At 69.4% G+C, this 17078-nt stretch carries 19 protein-coding genes; 8 read left to right on the forward strand and 11 right to left on the reverse strand.

The window, feature by feature from the left end; all coding sequences use genetic code 11:
* Nucleotides 1-72 precede the first annotated feature (72 nt).
* Nucleotides 73-639, forward strand: coding sequence for a LemA family protein (locus tag ACSF8R_RS02450; protein WP_434810242.1), 567 nt, complete (start codon nt 73-75; stop codon nt 637-639).
* A 35-nt stretch (nt 640-674) separates the two neighbouring features.
* On the forward strand, nt 675-1760 hold the full coding sequence (locus tag ACSF8R_RS02455; RefSeq protein ID WP_434810243.1) for a DNA glycosylase AlkZ-like family protein: 1086 nt from the start codon (nt 675-677) through the stop codon (nt 1758-1760).
* 1 nt (nt 1761) lies between these two features.
* Here the strand turns inward: ACSF8R_RS02455 and ACSF8R_RS02460 are convergent, their stop codons facing one another.
* Complete coding sequence (locus ACSF8R_RS02460) at nt 1762-2994, reverse strand: winged helix-turn-helix domain-containing protein (protein WP_434810244.1); 1233 nt, start codon at nt 2992-2994, stop codon at nt 1762-1764.
* Between the two features lie 70 nt (nt 2995-3064).
* Between ACSF8R_RS02460 and ACSF8R_RS02465 the strand changes: the two genes are divergently transcribed.
* Together ACSF8R_RS02465 and ilvA are read left to right on the forward strand one after the other, a co-directional pair.
* Nucleotides 3065-4252, forward strand: a complete 1188-nt coding sequence (locus ACSF8R_RS02465; protein WP_434810245.1) for an AI-2E family transporter — start codon at nt 3065-3067, stop codon at nt 4250-4252.
* Nucleotides 4249-5475, forward strand: a complete 1227-nt coding sequence (ilvA, locus tag ACSF8R_RS02470; RefSeq protein WP_434810246.1) for a threonine ammonia-lyase — start codon at nt 4249-4251, stop codon at nt 5473-5475. The genes ACSF8R_RS02465 and ilvA overlap by 4 nt, the downstream gene beginning before the upstream one ends.
* 7 nt (nt 5476-5482) lie before the next feature.
* On the opposite strand, the gene greA is transcribed toward ilvA, so the two are convergent.
* A complete protein-coding gene (greA, locus tag ACSF8R_RS02475; protein WP_434810247.1) occupies nt 5483-5971 on the reverse strand; it encodes a transcription elongation factor GreA in 489 nt (162 codons plus the stop codon).
* A gap of 77 nt (nt 5972-6048) precedes the next feature.
* Nucleotides 6049-6456, reverse strand: a complete 408-nt coding sequence (locus ACSF8R_RS02480) for a DUF4307 domain-containing protein (protein ID WP_434810248.1) — start codon at nt 6454-6456, stop codon at nt 6049-6051.
* A 67-nt stretch (nt 6457-6523) separates the two neighbouring features.
* Here ACSF8R_RS02480 and ACSF8R_RS02485 point away from each other — a divergent pair, with 67 nt between their 5' ends.
* Nucleotides 6524-6817 carry a hypothetical protein gene (locus ACSF8R_RS02485; protein WP_434810249.1) on the forward strand — a complete coding sequence of 98 codons (294 nt, stop codon included), beginning with the start codon at nt 6524-6526 and terminating at the stop codon, nt 6815-6817.
* Here ACSF8R_RS02485 and trhA read toward each other — a convergent pair.
* Nucleotides 6789-7493 carry a PAQR family membrane homeostasis protein TrhA gene (trhA, locus tag ACSF8R_RS02490; RefSeq protein WP_434810385.1) on the reverse strand — a complete coding sequence of 235 codons (705 nt, stop codon included), beginning with the start codon at nt 7491-7493 and terminating at the stop codon, nt 6789-6791. The genes ACSF8R_RS02485 and trhA overlap by 29 nt on opposite strands.
* A 125-nt stretch (nt 7494-7618) precedes the next feature.
* On the opposite strand from trhA, the gene ACSF8R_RS02495 reads away from it, so the two are divergent.
* The 3 genes from ACSF8R_RS02495 to ACSF8R_RS02505 all read left to right on the forward strand — a co-directional run bounded on the left by ACSF8R_RS02495 (nt 7619) and on the right by ACSF8R_RS02505 (nt 11107).
* Nucleotides 7619-8404, forward strand: a complete 786-nt coding sequence (locus ACSF8R_RS02495) for an isoprenyl transferase (RefSeq protein WP_434810250.1) — start codon at nt 7619-7621, stop codon at nt 8402-8404.
* A gap of 38 nt (nt 8405-8442) precedes the next feature.
* Nucleotides 8443-9585: an aminotransferase class V-fold PLP-dependent enzyme gene (locus ACSF8R_RS02500; protein WP_434810251.1), complete on the forward strand. Its 1143-nt coding sequence runs from the start codon at nt 8443-8445 to the stop codon at nt 9583-9585.
* Between the two features lie 163 nt (nt 9586-9748).
* Entirely contained in the window at nt 9749-11107 is a 1359-nt protein-coding gene (locus ACSF8R_RS02505) for a PhoH family protein (RefSeq protein WP_434810252.1), read from the forward strand.
* Nucleotides 11108-11155: 48 nt separating this feature from the next.
* Here ACSF8R_RS02505 and ACSF8R_RS02510 read toward each other — a convergent pair whose 3' ends face one another.
* Genes ACSF8R_RS02510 through xseA form a run of 7 tightly spaced genes read right to left on the reverse strand, consistent with a single transcriptional unit; the run spans nt 11156 to nt 17055 of the window.
* The gene (locus ACSF8R_RS02510; protein WP_434810253.1) at nt 11156-11812 is read right to left on the reverse strand and encodes a response regulator transcription factor; all 657 of its coding nucleotides are present in this window, start codon (nt 11810-11812) and stop codon (nt 11156-11158) included.
* Nucleotides 11809-12777, reverse strand: coding sequence for a sensor histidine kinase (locus tag ACSF8R_RS02515; protein WP_434810254.1), 969 nt, complete (start codon nt 12775-12777; stop codon nt 11809-11811). Before ACSF8R_RS02515 ends, ACSF8R_RS02510 begins: the two co-directional genes overlap by 4 nt.
* 10 nt (nt 12778-12787) lie before the next feature.
* A complete protein-coding gene (locus tag ACSF8R_RS02520) occupies nt 12788-14182 on the reverse strand; it encodes a class II fumarate hydratase (protein WP_434810386.1) in 1395 nt (464 codons plus the stop codon).
* Nucleotides 14183-14234: 52 nt separating this feature from the next.
* Nucleotides 14235-14888: a carbonic anhydrase gene (locus ACSF8R_RS02525; protein ID WP_434810255.1), complete on the reverse strand. Its 654-nt coding sequence runs from the start codon at nt 14886-14888 to the stop codon at nt 14235-14237.
* Nucleotides 14885-15508 (reverse strand): DUF4245 family protein, encoded by a 624-nt coding sequence (locus tag ACSF8R_RS02530; protein WP_434810256.1) that lies wholly within the window; start codon nt 15506-15508, stop codon nt 14885-14887. The genes ACSF8R_RS02525 and ACSF8R_RS02530 overlap by 4 nt, the downstream gene beginning before the upstream one ends.
* On the reverse strand, nt 15508-15744 hold the full coding sequence (locus ACSF8R_RS02535) for an exodeoxyribonuclease VII small subunit (protein ID WP_434810257.1): 237 nt from the start codon (nt 15742-15744) through the stop codon (nt 15508-15510). The genes ACSF8R_RS02530 and ACSF8R_RS02535 overlap by 1 nt, the downstream gene beginning before the upstream one ends.
* 9 nt (nt 15745-15753) lie before the next feature.
* Nucleotides 15754-17055 (reverse strand): exodeoxyribonuclease VII large subunit, encoded by a 1302-nt coding sequence (gene xseA / locus ACSF8R_RS02540; protein WP_434810258.1) that lies wholly within the window; start codon nt 17053-17055, stop codon nt 15754-15756.
* Between the last annotated feature and the right edge of the window lie 23 nt (nt 17056-17078).

Raw genomic sequence — 17078 nt, forward strand, 5'->3', positions numbered from 1 at the left:
GGGAGTGGGCGTGCACCGGTGAGCGGTGTCCGGCTCGGCCGATAGCATGAAGGCAATACGAAGGGGAGTGCTATGGAGTGGCTGGTCCCGGTTCTGATCATCGTCGGTCTCGCGGTGATCGTCGGAATCTACCTGTGGGCGACGTACAACTCGCTCGTTTCGCTGAACGTGCGCGTCGATGAGGCATGGAGCGACATCACGGTGCAGCTCAAACGGCGTGCCGACCTGCTCCCCAACCTGATCGAGGCCGTCAAGGGCTACGCAGCGCACGAGAAGGCCGTCTTCGAGAACGTCACCCGTGCCCGCGCGGAGACCTTGTCCGCGTCGTCGCCGGGCGAGGCCGGAGTCGCCGAGGGACACATGCAGCAGGCGCTGAAGTCGCTGTTCGCCGTCGCTGAGGCCTACCCGCAGCTGCAGGCGAGCCAGAACTTCCTCCAGTTGCAGCACGCGGTCGTCGACACCGAAGACAAGATCCAGGCGTCGCGCCGGTTCTACAACGGCGGCGTTCGCGAACTGAACACGAAGATCAAGGTCTTCCCCAACAACCTGTTCGCGCGCAACCTCGGCTTCTCGGAGCGCGAGTTCTTCGAGGTCATCGACGGCGCAGCAATCGCCGAGCCCCCACGCATTCAATTCTGATGCGTGGCGGGGCGGCCTAGACGCAGCTCCCGATCGTGATCACGCTCAGTAAGCAGGAGGCGCGCCGCATCGCGGTGCGTGCCCAGCTGCTCGATGCGCACCGGCCGGACGGCATCGTCGAGACGGTGGCGGCGCTCAGCGCAGTGCAGATCGAACCGACGGCTGCGATCGCACCGAGCGCGCCGCTGATCCTCTGGAGCCGGATCGGCGGGCCGTTCGCGGCCGATGACCTGCGCCGCGCCGAAGAGGTCCAGCGCGACCTGTTCGAATGGGGCGGCTTCTATCGCGCAATGAGCGACCTGCCCCTGCTGCGGCACGAGATGGCCACGCGCCCGCGATACCGGGAGCCGCGCGAGTGGCTCGCGGCGAACGAGTCGTTCCGCCGTGACGTCCTCGATGCGCTCCGCGATCGGGGACCCCTCCATGCCGCCGAGATCGCAGACACGGCGCAGGTTTCGTGGCGCTCATCCGGCTGGACGAACAGTCGCAATGCGGGGCAGATGCTCGAGATCCTGGCGGCGATGGGGCAGGTCGCCATCGCCGACCGCGACCGGAAGGGGCGCCGCTTCGATCTCGCCGAGCGCGTGTACCCCGCCGATCTGCCCGACGTCGACGCCGAGACCGCGGCGTTCGAACGTGCCGACCGTCGGCTCGGCTCGCTCGGCATCGCGCGGGCCAAAGGGGTCGCGCAGCCGGGCGAGCCCGTCGATGTCGGCGAGATCGGTCTCGAGGCGACGGTCGAGGGCACACAGGGACGGTGGCGCGTCGATGCAGACACGCTGGCAGCGGTCGGCTCGTTCGCACCGCGCACCGCCCTGCTCTCGCCGTTCGACCGCCTGGTGTTCGATCGCGATCGACTGCTCGAGCTGTTCGATTTCGAGTACATCCTCGAGATGTACAAGCCGGCGGCCAAGCGCAGATGGGGCTTCTTCACCCTGCCGATCCTCCACGGCGATCGGTTCGTCGGAAAGCTCGACGCGAAGCGCGACGCGAAGGCCGGTGTGCTGCGCGTGCACGCCGTGCACGAAGATGTCCCGTTCGACGATGCGATGCAGGCTGACGTCGACGCGGAGATCTCAGCGCTGGGCGAGTGGCTCGGTGTCGAGGTCGCCGCAGGCTGACTCACACGCGGCGTTCGTGCCTCGGTGCTCCGAGCGCAGCGGCGAGGTCGTCCGCAGCGTCACCCCATCTGCCGACTGAGATCGACTCCAACCCTTGCCACGCGGCCGCGTCGCGAAGATGCGCGGCCAGCCGTCCGGGCGCATCGTCGAGCCTCGGCCCGGGTTCCCACCATGCGGACTGCACGAGCAGCGTGCGTGGGGAGCGGTCGGCCTTCAGATCGACGCGCCCGACGATGCGGTCGTCCATCAGGACCGGCAGTGAGTAATACCCGTACTGTCGCCTTGCCGCGGGCGTGTAGATCTCGATCCGGTAGTCGAGGTCGAACAGCCGCAGTGCCCGATCGCGGAACCAGACCACCGGGTCGAACGGGGTCAGGATCGTGGTGGCCGAGATGCGTCTGGGGCGCACCGCCTCGCGATGGCGCCACGCGGGCGCGGGCCGTCCCGCCACCGCCCAGCCATCGACGAGTACCGGTTCGAGTTCACCCGCGTCGACGAGGTCTCCGACGGCGCGCAGCATCGACTTGCGATCACGGATGCGCCAGTAGTCCGCGATGTCGGCGGCTGTGCCGACGCCGAGTGCGCGCGTCGCGCGGGACACCAGCGCACGCATCGCATCGTCTTCGGGCACCGGCGCTCGTTCGGCGTCGGTGAGCATCTGGTCTGCCAGGGCGTAGACGCGCTCGAACCCCCGCCGTCCCGCGATGGCGACCTCACCGAACATCCAGACGTGTTCGAGGGTGTTCTTCACGACGTCCCAGTCCCACCACGACCCCTTGGCGCGTCGTCGCAGGTCGTGGTCGAACTGCGCCGGACGCAGTGGCCCGCGCTCGGTCAGCTCCGCGCGCACCCACGCGGCGATGTCGGCGTGCCGGCCCAGAAACCCGTCGGGACCGCCGTAGCGTGCCCGCATCCGCCGCATCCTGAAGTCGAACAGACCCCAGTCCGCGCGCGGGATGAACGCGGCAACATGCGGGATGTACTCGACGTACGGCGAGCGCCGACGGAACAGCATCCGGTCGAGCAGCGCGGGGTCGTAGACGCCGAGACGTGAGAACAGGGGCACGTAATGCGACCGGGCGTACACGTTGACGGAATCGATCTGCAGCGTCTGCATCGTCGCCATCGCGACGCCGAGCTGTCGGGTGCCGGCCGAAGTCGGCGGCGTCTTCGCGAAGCCCTGCGCGGCCAGCGCGAGGTGGCGGGCGTCGGCCGAAGAGAGCGTGGTGGGCACGTCTTCACGGTAGCGGCGACCGCGGACACGCATGCCGATACGGGCACACCGCCGCGCCTAGACTGGCGAGGTGACAGGCTCCGACGAGACGCCGCGCGAGGGATTCTTCGGCGCGCTGCGTCGCCGCACGGTCTCGACCGACATCGGCGACGCCGTCCCGAAGGGCCTCCGCGTCGCGACCGCCTATTCGTGGCGACTGCTCGTCGTCGCGGCGGCCATCGGCGTCGGCATCTGGCTCGTCATCCAGCTCAAGCTGCTCATCATCCCGCTCCTGGTCGCGATCCTCGTCACGGCGCTCGTCTGGCCCGCGTTCACCTTCCTGCTGCGCCACCGAGTGCCGCGGTGGCTCGCCATCGTGATCTCGGTCATCGGCACCATCGCCGTCATCGCCGGCTTGCTGTGGCTCGCTGTCTGGCAGATCAGCCGGGAGTGGCCCAAAGTGCAGGCGAGCACCGTGACGGCGGTGAACGAGCTTCGGCAGTACCTCATCGACGGCCCGTTGCACCTCACGACGCAGCAGATCGATGACCTGCTCGCACAGGGGCTCTCCCTCCTGCAGCAGCAGGTCGAGCTGCTGTGGTCGGGTGCACTCGCCATCGGCAGCACCGTCGGTCACGTCGCGACGGGCACCCTGCTCGCGATCTTCATTCTGCTGTGCACGCTCGCCGACGGCGCCGGCATCTGGCGCTGGACGGTGCGACTGTTTCCGCAGCGCGCACGGCCCGCGGTCGACGGTGCGGGGCGCACGGGGTGGGTCACCGTCGTCAACTACGCCCGGACGCAACTGCTGGTCGCCACGATCGATGCCATCGGGATCGGACTCGGGGCGTTCCTGCTCGGCGTGCCCCTCGCGATCCCCGTCGGTGTGCTCGTGTTCCTGGGCGCGTTCATCCCCTTCGTCGGCGCCGTCGTCACCGGTGCCCTCGCCGTCTTCCTCGCCCTCGTCTACAACGGCCCGTGGATCGCGTTCTGGATGCTCATCGTCGTCCTCGGCGTGCAGCAGCTCGAAGGGCACGTGCTCCAGCCGCTGCTCATGGGCTCGGCGGTCAAGGTGCACCCGCTCGCGGTCGTGCTGGTCGTCGCCGGCGGCGCGATGATCGCCGGCATCCCCGGCGCACTGTTCGCGGTGCCGCTGGCCGCTTTCGTCAACGTCGTCTGGATCTACCTGTCCCGCAGAGGATGGGAGACCGGAGCGAGACCTCGACCCGAAGAGGTCATCTGGAGCACCGTTCCACGCAGCAGGAGGATCACCGCGTGAGCAATCCCACCCTGGCGGAGTTCGAGCAGGCCGCAGCCTTCCTCGCCGACGTCATCACGGCGACCCCGATCGACGAATCCGAGCACCTCACGGGTGTGCTCGGCCAACCGGTCTACCTGAAGCTCGAGAACATGCAACGCACCGGCTCGTTCAAGATCCGCGGTGCCGCCTACCGACTCTCGCAGCTCACGGCCGAGGAACGCGCCCGCGGTGTGGTCGCCGCATCCGCGGGTAACCACGCCCAGGGCGTGGCGCGCGCGGCCCACCAGCTCGGCATTCCCGCGACGATCTTCATGCCGCTCGGGGTGCCGGTGCCGAAGCTCCTCGCGACCCGCAGCTACGGCGCCGACGTCGTGCTGGAGGGCCCGACCGTCGAGACGCCGCTGCGGCTCGCCGCGGAGTTCGCGGAGCGCACCGGCGCCGTGCTCATCCACCCGTACGACCACCGCGACGTCATCATCGGGCAGGGCACCCTCGGACTCGAAGTGTTCGACGCCGTCCCCGACGTCGAGACGGTGCTCGTCGGGATCGGCGGCGGCGGACTCATCGCCGGCGTCGCGGCAGCCGTCAAGGCGCGGGCAGCGGCCGCCGGACGCGTCGTGCGCGTCATCGGTGTGCAGGCGGAGAACTCCGCGGCCTACCCGTCGTCGCTGCGGGCGGGCGAGCCCGTCACCGTTGAGACCACGCCGACGATCGCCGACGGCATCGCGGTCGCGCGCCCCGGTGATGTTCCGTTCGATGTGATCCGCGACCTCGTCGACGAGGTCGTCACCGTCACCGACGACGACATCGCGCGCGCGATCGTGGTGCTGCTCGAGCGGGCCAAGCAGGTCGTCGAGCCGGCCGGTGCCGTCGGCGTGGCGGCGATCCTGGCTGGCAAAGTGCACGCTTCAGGCCCGACCGTCACGGTGGTCTCCGGGGGCAACATCGATCCCCTGCTGCTGCAGCGCGTCGTCTCGCACGGTCTCGCGGCATCCGGGCGCTACATGACGCTGCAGATTCCGCTGCCCGATCGTCCGGGGCAGCTCGCGCGTGTCTCCGAACTGCTCGCGATCGCGGGCGCGAACGTCATCGAAGTGCTGCACACCCGGCACGGGCAAGGCCTGCAGATCAGCGAGGTGATCCTGCAGCTGAGCGTCGAGACGCGCGGCGAGGAGCACCGCGCGCGCACCATCGAGATCCTCGAAGAGGCCGGCTTCGCGCCGAGGGTGATGCCCGACTGAGTCGTGCTCAGCCGGTGTAGGTCTCGACCTTGACGACCTCGACGGCGATCTCACGCCCGTTGGGGGCCGTGTACGAGCCCTTGTCGCCCTCCTTGAGGCCGAGGATGGCAGCGCCCAGGGGAGAGGCTTCGCTGTAGACGTCGAGGTCGGTGCCCGACGCGATCTCGCGGTTGCCGAGCAGGAACACCTCTTCGTCGCCGGCGATGAGGGCCGTCACGACCGTGCCGGGCTCCACGATGCCGGTCGAGGTTGGGGCATCGCCGACCTTGGCGTGCTTGAGCAGGTGCTGAAGGGTGCGGATGCGCGCCTCCTGCTTGCCCTGCTCGTCCTTGGCGGCGTGGTAGCCGCCGTTCTCCTTGAGGTCGCCTTCTTCGCGCGCCGCCTCGATGCGCTTCGCGATCTCCTCGCGTCCCGTCGTCGACAGCTCCTCGAGCTCCGCGACGAGGCGGTCGTAAGCGTCCTGGGTGAGGAAGGTCACCTGTGCGTCGTTCGACACGTCGTCTCCTTCAAGCGTGATCGGTGCGTAAATCGAACGCCCCGGCACCAGGCCGGGGCGTGCAGTTCCCGGTCAGTTTAGGGGATCCAGCAGGAGGTGACCAAACCGGTCGTCGCCTCGGAGACGGTCGGGATGGTCTCCGAGAAGCGGCGGGTGTGGGCGTCGGTCGCGCCGTATTCGACGACGCGCCAGCCCACGACGCCGTGCTCCGCATCCTGCGCCTCGATCGCGCACGCGTAGGCGGTGCCCGGGTTCGCAACCACCTGGAACTCGACCGTCACCGCATGCTCGTCGAGATCGTGGAACCCAAGGGTGTCGTAGTCGACCGACCGCATGGCGTTGCTGACGGTCGACCAGGCCACCCAGCCCACCACGGCGGCGACGAGCACCGCGACGACCACCCACACGGCTCGGCGTGCACCGGAGACGGGGCCGCGCCCGTACCGGTCGGCGAGGCGCTCTGCGGTGGTCTGTGCGGTGCTCATCGGCATCCCCCGGGGAGATTAGGCTGGTGATACCAGGCTAGGCGTTCGGAAAGCGGGTCGAAGACACATGGGAACACTGATCGCGTTGGTGGCGGCCACCCCGACTCCGACGCCGACTCCCACGATCGATCCCGACCAGGTCACCCCCGGTGTCGCAGGCTTCATCGGCATCGCCGTGATCGCCGCCGCGGTCGTGTTCCTGCTGATCGACATGTTGCGTCGTGTGCGCCGCGCGGGCTACCGCATCGATGTGCGTGAGGAACTCGACGCGGAGGAGGCCGCACGCACGGAGGCTGACGGTGACGCCTCGGCGACGGGCGACGCGGGCGGCGTCAGCCCGGAATCCCCAGCGAAGGACTGAGCGGCGCGAGCCCGATCAGCAGGCACGCGGTCCAGTGGCACAGGAACGCGAGCACGGTGCACACGTGGAAGATCTCGTGGAAGCCGAAGTGCCCCGGCCACGGGTTCGGGCGCTTGAGCGCGTACACGATCGCGCCCCCCGTGTAGAGCAGGCCGCCGACGATCACGAGCACCATCATGGGGACACTCGCCTGCAGCAGGTCGACGAGGTACATCACCGCGGCCCAACCGAGCAGCAGGTACAGCGCGACGTACAGCCAGCGGGGCGCGTGGATCCAGAAGACGCGGAACAGGATGCCGAGAAGGGCTCCCGACCACACCAGGATCAGCAGCAGCAGTCCCTTGTCGGGCGTGAGCGCGAGCACCGCCAGCGGCGTGTACGTGCCGGCGATCAGCAGCAGGATGTTGGCGTGGTCGATGCGCTTGAGGATGACCTTCGTCTTCGGACCCCAGTCGAAACGGTGGTAGAGGGCGGAGTTGCCGAACAGGAGGAGCGAGGTCGCCATGAAGACGGCCGCAGCCCACTTGCCGGGCGTGCCCTCTGTCAACACGATCAGCACGATGCCCGCAGCGATCGCGATGGGGAACGTGGCCGCGTGGATCCAGCCGCGCCAGGTCGGTTTCAGCTCGACCTGCGAACTCGCGGCGGCAGCATCGATCAGCGGAAGTTGGGGCATCTCGACGCCGTCGGGCGTGTCGTGTCGTGTCACCCTCCGAGCCTACGCGCGAGCGTATGCCGGCGGATACATGCCAGCGCCGCGGCGGGTGCCCTGCGCGGGTGCAGCGCGATAGCGTAGGGCGGGTGAGCATCGAGCCATCCGGACGCGGCAAGGGCCTGCTGTACCGCCTGTACGGGTCGCGTCTGCGCCGATCGCTCACCCCCGAGACGGTGCCGCACCACGTCGCGATGATGATCGACGGCAATCGCAGGTGGGCACGGCAGGCGGGGTATGCGACCGTCTCCCACGGGCACCGTGCCGGGGCTGCGAAGATGCACGAATTCCTGCGCTGGTGCGACGACCTCGGCATCCGCGTCGTCTCGCTGTATCTGCTCTCGAACGACAACCTGCGCAAGCGCGATTCGGCCGAATTATCGGACCTGATCGAGATCATCGCAGAACTCGCCGATGAGCTCTCGCAGGAGCCCGGATGGCGCGTCCGGCACGTCGGTCGCGTCGAGGGACTTCCGGCCGATCTGGCGCGGGTCCTGGCACAGGCGGAGGAGCGCACCGCGGGCAACACGGGACTGCACGTGAATCTGGCGGTCGGCTACGGTGGCCGTGGCGAGATCGTCGATGCCGTCCGCAGCATCATCGCCAACCACGACAAGAGCGGCGGTTCGCTCGAGGAATTGGCCGCGAGTCTCACCCCCGAGCAGATCGGCGAGCATCTCTACACGGGTGGGCTGCCCGACCCCGACCTCGTGATCCGCACGTCGGGGGAGCAGCGGCTGAGCGACTTCCTGCTGTGGCAGTCCGCGCACAGCGAGTTCTACTTCGTCGAGGCGCTCGGCCCAGATCTCCGCGAGGTGGATTTCTTGCGTGCCATCCGCGACTTCGCGACGCGGGATCGCCGGTACGGCGGCTGACGTGCCGGTGCGAACACCCGCGTGCCAGAATCGAAATCGTGTCTGATCTCGAGACATACCTGGCATCGTTCGATGCCGAGCCCGGCTACCTGAACTGGGCGGCCTTCGGTCCGCTCTCACCCGCGGTGCGCGCGGAGGCCCATGCCGACGCCGAGCTGCTGGGCACGGGGCGGCGTTCGGGCATCGAGCTCGTCTCCGCACGGGCGGCCGAAGCGAGGGGGCTGCTCGCCGACCAGCTGGGTGTGGATGCCGACGATGTCACGCTGCAGCCGTCGACGTCGACGGGACTCCAGCACGCGTTCGCGGGGCTGGAGGGCACCGTGCTGCTCTCGCCGCGGGAGTTCCCCTCGGTGACGGTCGGCGCCCGCCGGGCACAGGACATGCGCGGGCGCCTTCGCGTGGCCCCGATCGACGCGCCCGACGGGTTCGTCACAGCGGATGCGGTGCGCGAGGCGCTCACCGACGACGTGACCGCCGTCGCCGTCAGCGCCGTCGACTATCGCACCGGGTACCTCGTCGACCTGCCCGCCCTGCGTGAGGTCGTCGGTGACCGACTGCTTATCGTGGACGCCGTCCAGGCGTTCGGTGTCGTCGACGCCGACTGGGCCGCAGCCGACGTCGTCTGCGGCAACGGCTACAAGTGGCTTCGCGCGGGCCGCGGGACCGGCTTCGCCTCGTTCTCAGCACGTGCGCGCGAGCGGATCGAGCCCGTCCTGTCGGGGTTCGCCGGCATGGACGGCGACCTCTCCGACACGGAGGTGCAGCCGCCGTTGCCCGGTGCAGCCGCCTATGTCGTCTCGCCGCCCGACCCACTCGCCGCCGCGAGGCTCGCGACTGCCGTCCGCGAGATCGCGGGCGTCGGCGTCGATGCGATCGCAGTCGAGCTGCGCCGGCGCGCTGACGACGTGTTCGCACTCGCTGACCGGTACGGCGTGCCCGTCCTCACCCCGCGTGACCGCCACGCCGGCATCGTCACGCTCGTGCCAGGCCCGCAGAACGCCGCACCGCTGGGCGCGGCCCTCGCGAACCACGGCGTGACCGCGACGGCCCGCGGTGGCACCATCCGCATCTCGTCGCACGCGGGGACCGGTGCAGACGCGTTGCGCCTCCTCGGCGACGCCCTCGCCGAGGTGTCGGCCGCGCGTGCGCACACCGCCGTGGTCGCCCCGACGGATCGTTAACCTGCCTGTCATCGAATCGCCGCGTGTCGGACGCGCGTCCGATCGCACCGGCACCGTACGGTCATCACATCGGGCAAGGAGCCCGTTCGAGTCGGCCATTCACGACTCGTGACCCTGGTCGACTCGTGACAGCCGGGTGATCCACCCGGGGCGGGAGTGGGTTGTGACCACACGAGCAGAGAACCAGCGCCGCGTCATCGAACGTGCAGGGGAGCGCGACCATCTCGACCAGGATCTGCGGACCTACGTGCTCGACACGTCGGTGCTGCTGAGCGATCCGCGAGCGTTCTTCCGCTTCGCCGAGCATTCGGTCGTCGTCCCGGTTGTCGTCGTCTCCGAACTCGAGGGCAAACGACACGACCCCGAGATCGGCTACTTCGCCCGCCAGGCGCTCCGTCACCTCGACGAGTTGCGCGTCGAGCACGGCCGCCTCGACTTCCCGGTGCCGGTCGGCGACGGTGGGACGCTCCGTGTCGAGCTCACGAACACCGATCCCACCGTGCTGCCGGCCGGCATGCGGCTGGGCGACAACGACACCCGCATCCTCGCCGTTGCGATGCACCTCAGCCAAGACGGCCAGGAAGTCACGGTCGTCTCGAAGGACCTGCCGATGCGCGTGAAGGCCGCCTCCCTCGGCATCCACGCGGAGGAGTACCTCGCCGAGCAGGCCGTCGATTCGGGGTGGACCGGCATCGCCGAACTCAACATCTCGGGCGACGAGGTCAGCGACCTCTATGAAAGCGAAGTCGCCATCAGCGAGGAGGTGCGCGGCCTTCCGGTGAACACCGGGCTGATCGTCCACTCCGAGCGCGGCTCGGCGCTCGGCCGCGTCACCGGCGACGGCACCTTCCGACTGGTCCGGGGTGACCGCGACGTGTTCGGCCTGCACGGTCGCTCGGCCGAGCAGCGCATCGCGATCGATCTGCTGCTCGACCCCGAGGTCGGCATCGTGTCCCTCGGCGGCCGCGCCGGCACGGGAAAGTCGGCGCTCGCATTGTGCGCGGGGCTGGAAGCCGTGCTGGAGCGTCAGGAGCAGAAGCGGATCATCGTGTTCCGGCCGCTGTTCGCCGTCGGCGGGCAGGAGCTCGGCTACCTGCCGGGAGACCAGTCCGAGAAGATGAACCCCTGGGGGCAGGCCGTCTTCGACACGCTCGGGTCGGTCGTCTCGGGCAATGTGCTCGAAGAGGTCACCGCGCGCGGCATGCTCGAAGTGCTGCCGCTCACCCACATCCGCGGCCGGTCACTGCACGACGCGTTCGTGATCGTGGATGAGGCGCAGTCGCTCGAGCGCAATGTGCTGCTGACCGTCCTCAGCCGCATCGGGCAGAACTCCCGCGTGGTGCTCACCCACGATGTCGGGCAACGCGACAACCTGCGTGTCGGCCGTCACGACGGCATCGCGTCGGTCATCGAGACGCTCAAGGGCCACGGCCTGTTCGGACACGTGACCCTGGTGCGCTCGGAGCGTTCGGCGATCGCGGCCCTCGTGACCGACCTGCTGGAGCAGGGCGAGCTCAGCTGACCTCACCTGACAGCGGCCCTCGGCGAACGCGCCGGGGGCCGCTTCACGTCACTCCCAGCGGTATCCCTCGCCGCGGACGGTCACGATGTGGTCCGAGCCGAGTTTGGCGCGCAAGTACCGCACGTAGACGTCGACGACGTTCGAGCCCGGGTCGAAGTCGAGCCCCCACACGCGGCTGAGCAGCACTTCGCGGGTCATGACTTCACCCGCGTGGCGCAGGAATTGCTCCGCCAGCGCGAACTCGCGTGCCGACAGATCGACCTCCTTGCCGGCGACTGTGGCGCGGCGGGCGAGGATGTCGAGTGTCACTTCGCCGCGACTGACCACCACCGGGGCTGCAGCGCTGCGCTCGCGCAGACGCGATCGCACCCGGGCCAGCAGTTCGGCGACCGCGAACGGCTTCGGCATGTAGTCGCTCGCCCCCGCATCCAGGCCTTCGATCGTGTCGTCGGTGCCGCTGCGTGCGGTCAGCATGATGACGGGCACACTGCTGCCGGCGGTCCGCAGGTTGCGCAGCACCTCGAAGCCGTCCATCCCCGGCAGTCCCACGTCGAGGATGATGAGGTCGACGTCCTCACCGAGCGCGATGGCGAGCGCATCGGTGCCGTCCTCGGCCACGAGGGTGTCGTAGCCTTCGCCACGCAGGCCGCGGGTGACGAGCGAGACGATATGGGGTTCGTCATCGACGACGAGGATGCGTGTCATTCCGTGGACTCCCGCTGGAGAAGGACATCGCCCGCCCGCACCGGTGCGGGCAGTGCCGCCTCGGTGCCGATGGGGATCTCAAGGGTGAAGGTGGCTCCGCCACCGGGGGTGTCGGCGATGGCGCAGTGGCCGCCGTGTGCCTTGGCGATCGCATCGACGATCGCCAAACCCAATCCTGACCCGCCGACGGTGCGTTTGCCACCACCGCGATCGAATCGTCGGAAGATGCGGTGCCGCATCGCCGGGGGAATGCCCGGCCCGTGGTCGCGAACCCACAGTTGCGCACCGCTCGCATGCAGAGCGCTGCCGATGCGGATCGTCGTCCCCTCGGGGGTGTACTTCGCGGCGTTGTCGGCGAGTGCGAGCCACGCCTGCAGCAGTCGGTCTCGATCGCCGCGCACGGCGCCCTCGGCTGTCTGCTCGACGGCCCAGGAGTGGCCGGGGATGACGGTGACCATCTCGGACAGGCGCTGGGTCAGCGCCGCAAGGTCCACCGTGCCGAACGAGAAGCGGTCGGTCTCGACGGCCGCGAGCAGGTCGATGTCGCCGATGAGACGTGTCATGCGGTCCAGTTCGGCGATGCCGATCGCACGGATGGCCGCCACGTCGTCGCTGTCGGCGGCATCCATCACCTCGAGGTGGCCGCGCACGATCGTGATGGGGGTCTTCAATTCGTGCCGCACATCGTCGAGCAGCCGACGCTGCGCCGCGAACGAACTGTCCGCGTGGTCGACGCCGGGGGAGGGCTGCGCCGGATGCTGGAGCACAGCCCACCCGACGACGCCGACGATCGCAACCGTCACCACGCCGCCCACGGCACAGATGGCGAGCGCGACCCACGTCGGCCCGCCTGCGGTGATCACGATCAGCAGGATCGCGGTCGCCAACGCCACCCATGCGGCCGTGACGGCGACCAGCAGCCCCAGCCCTGGGGTGCGGCGCCATCCAGACGTCAGTCGGCTCACCCTCCGATTATCAACCCGGGTGGGTCATCGACAGCAGATCGAGCTTCTCGTCGAGCTGCTGCTCGGTCAGTTCGCCGCGCTCGACGTAACCCAGATCGATGACCGCCTCGCGCACCGTGATGCCCTTGGTGACCGAGTGCTTGGCGATCTTCGCGGCCGCCTCGTAGCCGATCAGCTTGTTGAGGGGCGTGACGATCGACGGCGACATGCCCGCGTACGCGGCGGCGCGCTCGACGTTCGCTTCGAGCCCGTCGACGGTCTTGTCGGCCAGCACGCGCATCGCGTTCGAGAGCAGTCGGATCGACTCGAGCAGCGCCGTTCCCATGACCGGGATCGCGACGTTGAGTTCGAACGAGCCCGAAGCGCCGGCCCACGCGACCGTGGCGTCGTTTCCGATGACGCGGGCGCACACCATGAGCGTCGCCTCGGGGACGACCGGATTGACCTTGCCGGGCATGATCGACGAGCCGGGCTGCAGGTCGGGGATGTGCAGCTCCCCGAGACCGGTGTTGGGGCCTGAGCCCATCCAGCGGATGTCGTTGTTGATCTTCGTGAGCGACACCGCGATCGTCCGCAGCGCCCCTGAGGTCTCGACCAGGCCGTCGCGGTTGGCCTGCGCTTCGAAGTGGTCCTTCGCCTCGGTGACGGGGAGTTCGGTCTCGCCGGCGAGCAGCTCGATGACCTTCTGCGGAAACCCGAGCGGCGTGTTGATGCCGGTGCCGACGGCCGTGCCGCCCAGGGGCACCTCGGCCACACGGGGGAGCACCGCCTGCACGCGCTCGATGCCCAGGCGCATCTGGCGGGCGTAACCGCCGAACTCCTGGCCGAGCGTGACGGGCGTCGCGTCCATCAGGTGCGTGCGGCCCGACTTCACGGTCGACTTCCACAGCTCGGCCTTGGCCTCGAGGGCGACCGAGAGGTGGTCGAGGGCGGGGATCAGGTCGTCGATCAGCGCCTGCGTGACCGCGATGTGCACCGAGGTCGGGAACACGTCGTTGGAGGACTGCGACGCGTTGACGTGGTCGTTCGGGTGCACCGGTGCACCGAGGATGCGGGTCGCGAGGGTCGCGAGCACCTCGTTCATGTTCATGTTCGACGAGGTGCCGGAGCCGGTCTGGTAGGTGTCGACCGGGAAGTGCTCGTCGAGACCGCCGGCGATGACCTCGTCGGCCGCAGCCGCGATCGCGTCGGCGATGGCGGGGTCGAGTGTGCCGAGCTCCTTGTTCGCGAGCGCCGCGGCCTTCTTGATGCGCGCCAGCGCGGCGATCTGCGTCGACTCGAGCCCCGATCCCGAGATCGGGAAGTTCTCCACCGCACGCTGGGTCTGGGCGGCGTACAGGGCATCCTTCGGAACGCGCACCTCGCCCATCGTGTCGTGTTCGATGCGGTACTCGATGTCGGTCATGGCGGTCACGTCCTCGTTTCCTGGGGGTGCGGTGTCTTGCGGTTCGTGGTGATCAGGCGGGGTCGCCCGCGTCGCCCACGATGACGTGGGGGACCGCGGTGCCTTCGCCCAAGCGGTAGTTGGCGCCGACGATAGCCAGGCGCCCCTCGGCGACGGCGTCGCTGATGAGTTCGGACGCGTGCAGCAACTGGCCGATCGTGTCACGCAGGTGCTCGCGCCCGACCTCTTCGGCGTCGATCGTCGCGGGGGTGACGCCCTCGTCGGCGTGTGCGGCGATGACGCGCTTGACCGCGGGCACGATCGGTGCGATCAGGCGCCAAATGTTCGCGGGGAGGGGTGCGGCGTCGATCGCCGTGGAGTCGATCGCCGCGCGCACGGCGCCGCAGGCGTCGTGACCGAGCACGACGATGAGGGGCACCTGCAAGACGGCGACCGCATACTCGAGGCTGCCCACGACCGAGTCCGAGACGACCTGACCGGCATTGCGTACGACGAACAGGTCGCCGAGACCCTCGTCGAAGATGATCTCCGCAGCCAGGCGGGAGTCGGCGCAGCCGAACAGGGCGGCGCGCGGCGTCTGACCGCCGGCGAGTTCGTGACGACGCTCGACGTCCTGTCGCGGGTGGCGGGGCGTCCCCTCGACGAACCGGGCGTTGCCCGCTCGCATCTCGGTCCAGACGGTGCGCGGGGTCGCGGTGGCGGTCATTGCTGTGCTCCTCGAAGGGTCAGGATGTCATCGGCGACGGCTTCGGCGGCGATCGCCGCAGTCTTCGCCGACGTCGAGCCGTAGATCAGAACGGTGTCGGTGCCGGCTGCCGTCGCCAGCGCGTACGTGATGTTGCCGGTGCCACCGGCGCCTTGGTCGTATTCGTCCCACACCACTCCGGCGATCTCGACGGAGCCGCTCGGTGCCCGACCGTCGAGCGTCGTGGTCACCCACGTCTCGTCGGCGTCGAACCGCTGCGCGACGCGCACGAATCCGGATGACGGCGCGTAGACGATCCGCCACGTGCCGTCGACGATCTCGGCCGAGTTCGGGCGCCAACCCTCGGGTGTGGCCGGGGCGATGACGGGACGCCCCAGCGACTCCGATGCCACCTGCGCCGACGCGGCGACGTCTGCGGGGGCCGGCTCCGCCAGCTCGCCGCGGGGCACCGCGAAGACGATGACCGCGACGATCGCCACCGTGGCGAGCAGAGCGGCGATGAGGCTGCGGAACGTCTGGCTGGAGCGGTAGGCGGCGCTGGATGCCGCTTTGCGGGCAGCGGTCTCGTCGGGCGTCTCGGGGCGACCGAGTTCGGCGACGATGCGCGGCGCGGAGGCCATCACGCCTCCTTCGCGTCGTCCGTGGGCCGCGCGGCGTCCAGACGGCGCTTGGCGCCCAGCAGCCATTCTTCACAACGGGCCGCGAGGGCCTCGCCGCGTGTCCACAGCTCCAAGGAGTGCTCGAGTGTGGGGGCGCCCTGTTCGAGCTCGGCGACCACCCGAACCAACTCGTCGCGCGCCTGTTCGAACGAGAGGGAGGCGACGTCGACCGCGGTGTCTTCACGGGGCGTGGTCATGCATCCATCCTACGGCTGTGCATCGGGGTGCTCGGACTCGGCCACCTCGCCGTCGGAGCGCGCGGCGAACGATCCGCGCGCGACGGTCACGACGACCGCCGCGCCCGGTTCGGCCTGCGCGGCATCGCGGATGATGACACCGCCGTCCAGGTGCGCGATGGCGTAGCCGCGGTCGAGCGTGGCCCCGGGCGAGAGTGCGCGCAGCGATGCCTGCAGCGACGCAATGTCGCGATGCGCACCATCGAGCCGCCTCGAGGTCTGGTCGCGACCGCGACTGACGAGCGTCCACAGCTCGTGTGCGCGGGGGGTGAGCAGCGACTCCGGGTCGCGCAGGACAGGACGCGAGCGCAGCTGTTCGAGTTGGGTGATGTCGTGACTGAGGCGCTGCGTGAGGCGGGTGCGTGCGCGCGAGCGCAGCTGGGCGACGAGCGCCCGCTGCTCCGAGACGTCGGGGACGACCTTCTTCGCGGCATCCGTCGGCGTCGATGCGCGCAGATCGGCGACGTCGTCGAGGATCGGGTGGTCGTTCTCATGCCCGATGGCGGAGACGATCGGGGTCGTTGCCGCAGCGACCGCGCGCAGCAGCCGCTCGTCGCTGAAGCCGAGGAGCGTCTGCGGGTCGCCGCCGCCGCGGGCGATGACGATGACGTCGACGTCGGGGTCGGCATCCAGCGTCTTCAGCGCCGCGATCGTCTCCGGCACGCACCGCTCGCCCTGAACGGCCGCGTGGATGGTTCGGAATCGGACGTGCGGCCACCGCAACTCGGCGTTGCGGTGCACATCCTTCTCGGCGTCGCTGCGCTCACCGGTGATGAGGCCGATCATGTGGGGGAGGAACGGGATCGGCCGCTTGCGTGACGGGTCGAACAGACCCTCCGCCCGCAGCGTGGCCCGCAGGCGCTCGAGGGCTTCGAGCTGATCGCCCAGACCGGTGTGCCGCATCGCCGAGACGGTGAAGCTGAAATCGCCGGTCTTGATGAAGTAGTCCGGCTTCACGCAGGCGACGACTCTTGCGCCCACGCCGAGCGTCGAACGCAGATCGGCCGGCAGGCGCTGGAGCGTCGACGACCACAGGCGGAACGACAGAGCCGCATCGGTACGGGTGTCCTTGAGTCTGCCGAACACGTTGCCGCCGCGCAGATTCCAGCTCGTGATCTCGCCGTCGACCCACACCGCGCCCCATTTCTGGACGAAGTCGCGGATCGTCTCGTTCAGCCGCGAGATCGACGTCGGCGCCTGCGGGGACGAGTCGCGCGGGTGCACCGAATCCGGCGGTGCGGCGTCGCCCGGCTCGGCCTGGAACGAGGTCATGTGGTCCCTTCGGGTGTGCGGGC

It is taken from the genome of Microbacterium sp. bgisy189, from assembly GCF_965345345.1.
Classification (GTDB): domain Bacteria; phylum Actinomycetota; class Actinomycetes; order Actinomycetales; family Microbacteriaceae; genus Microbacterium.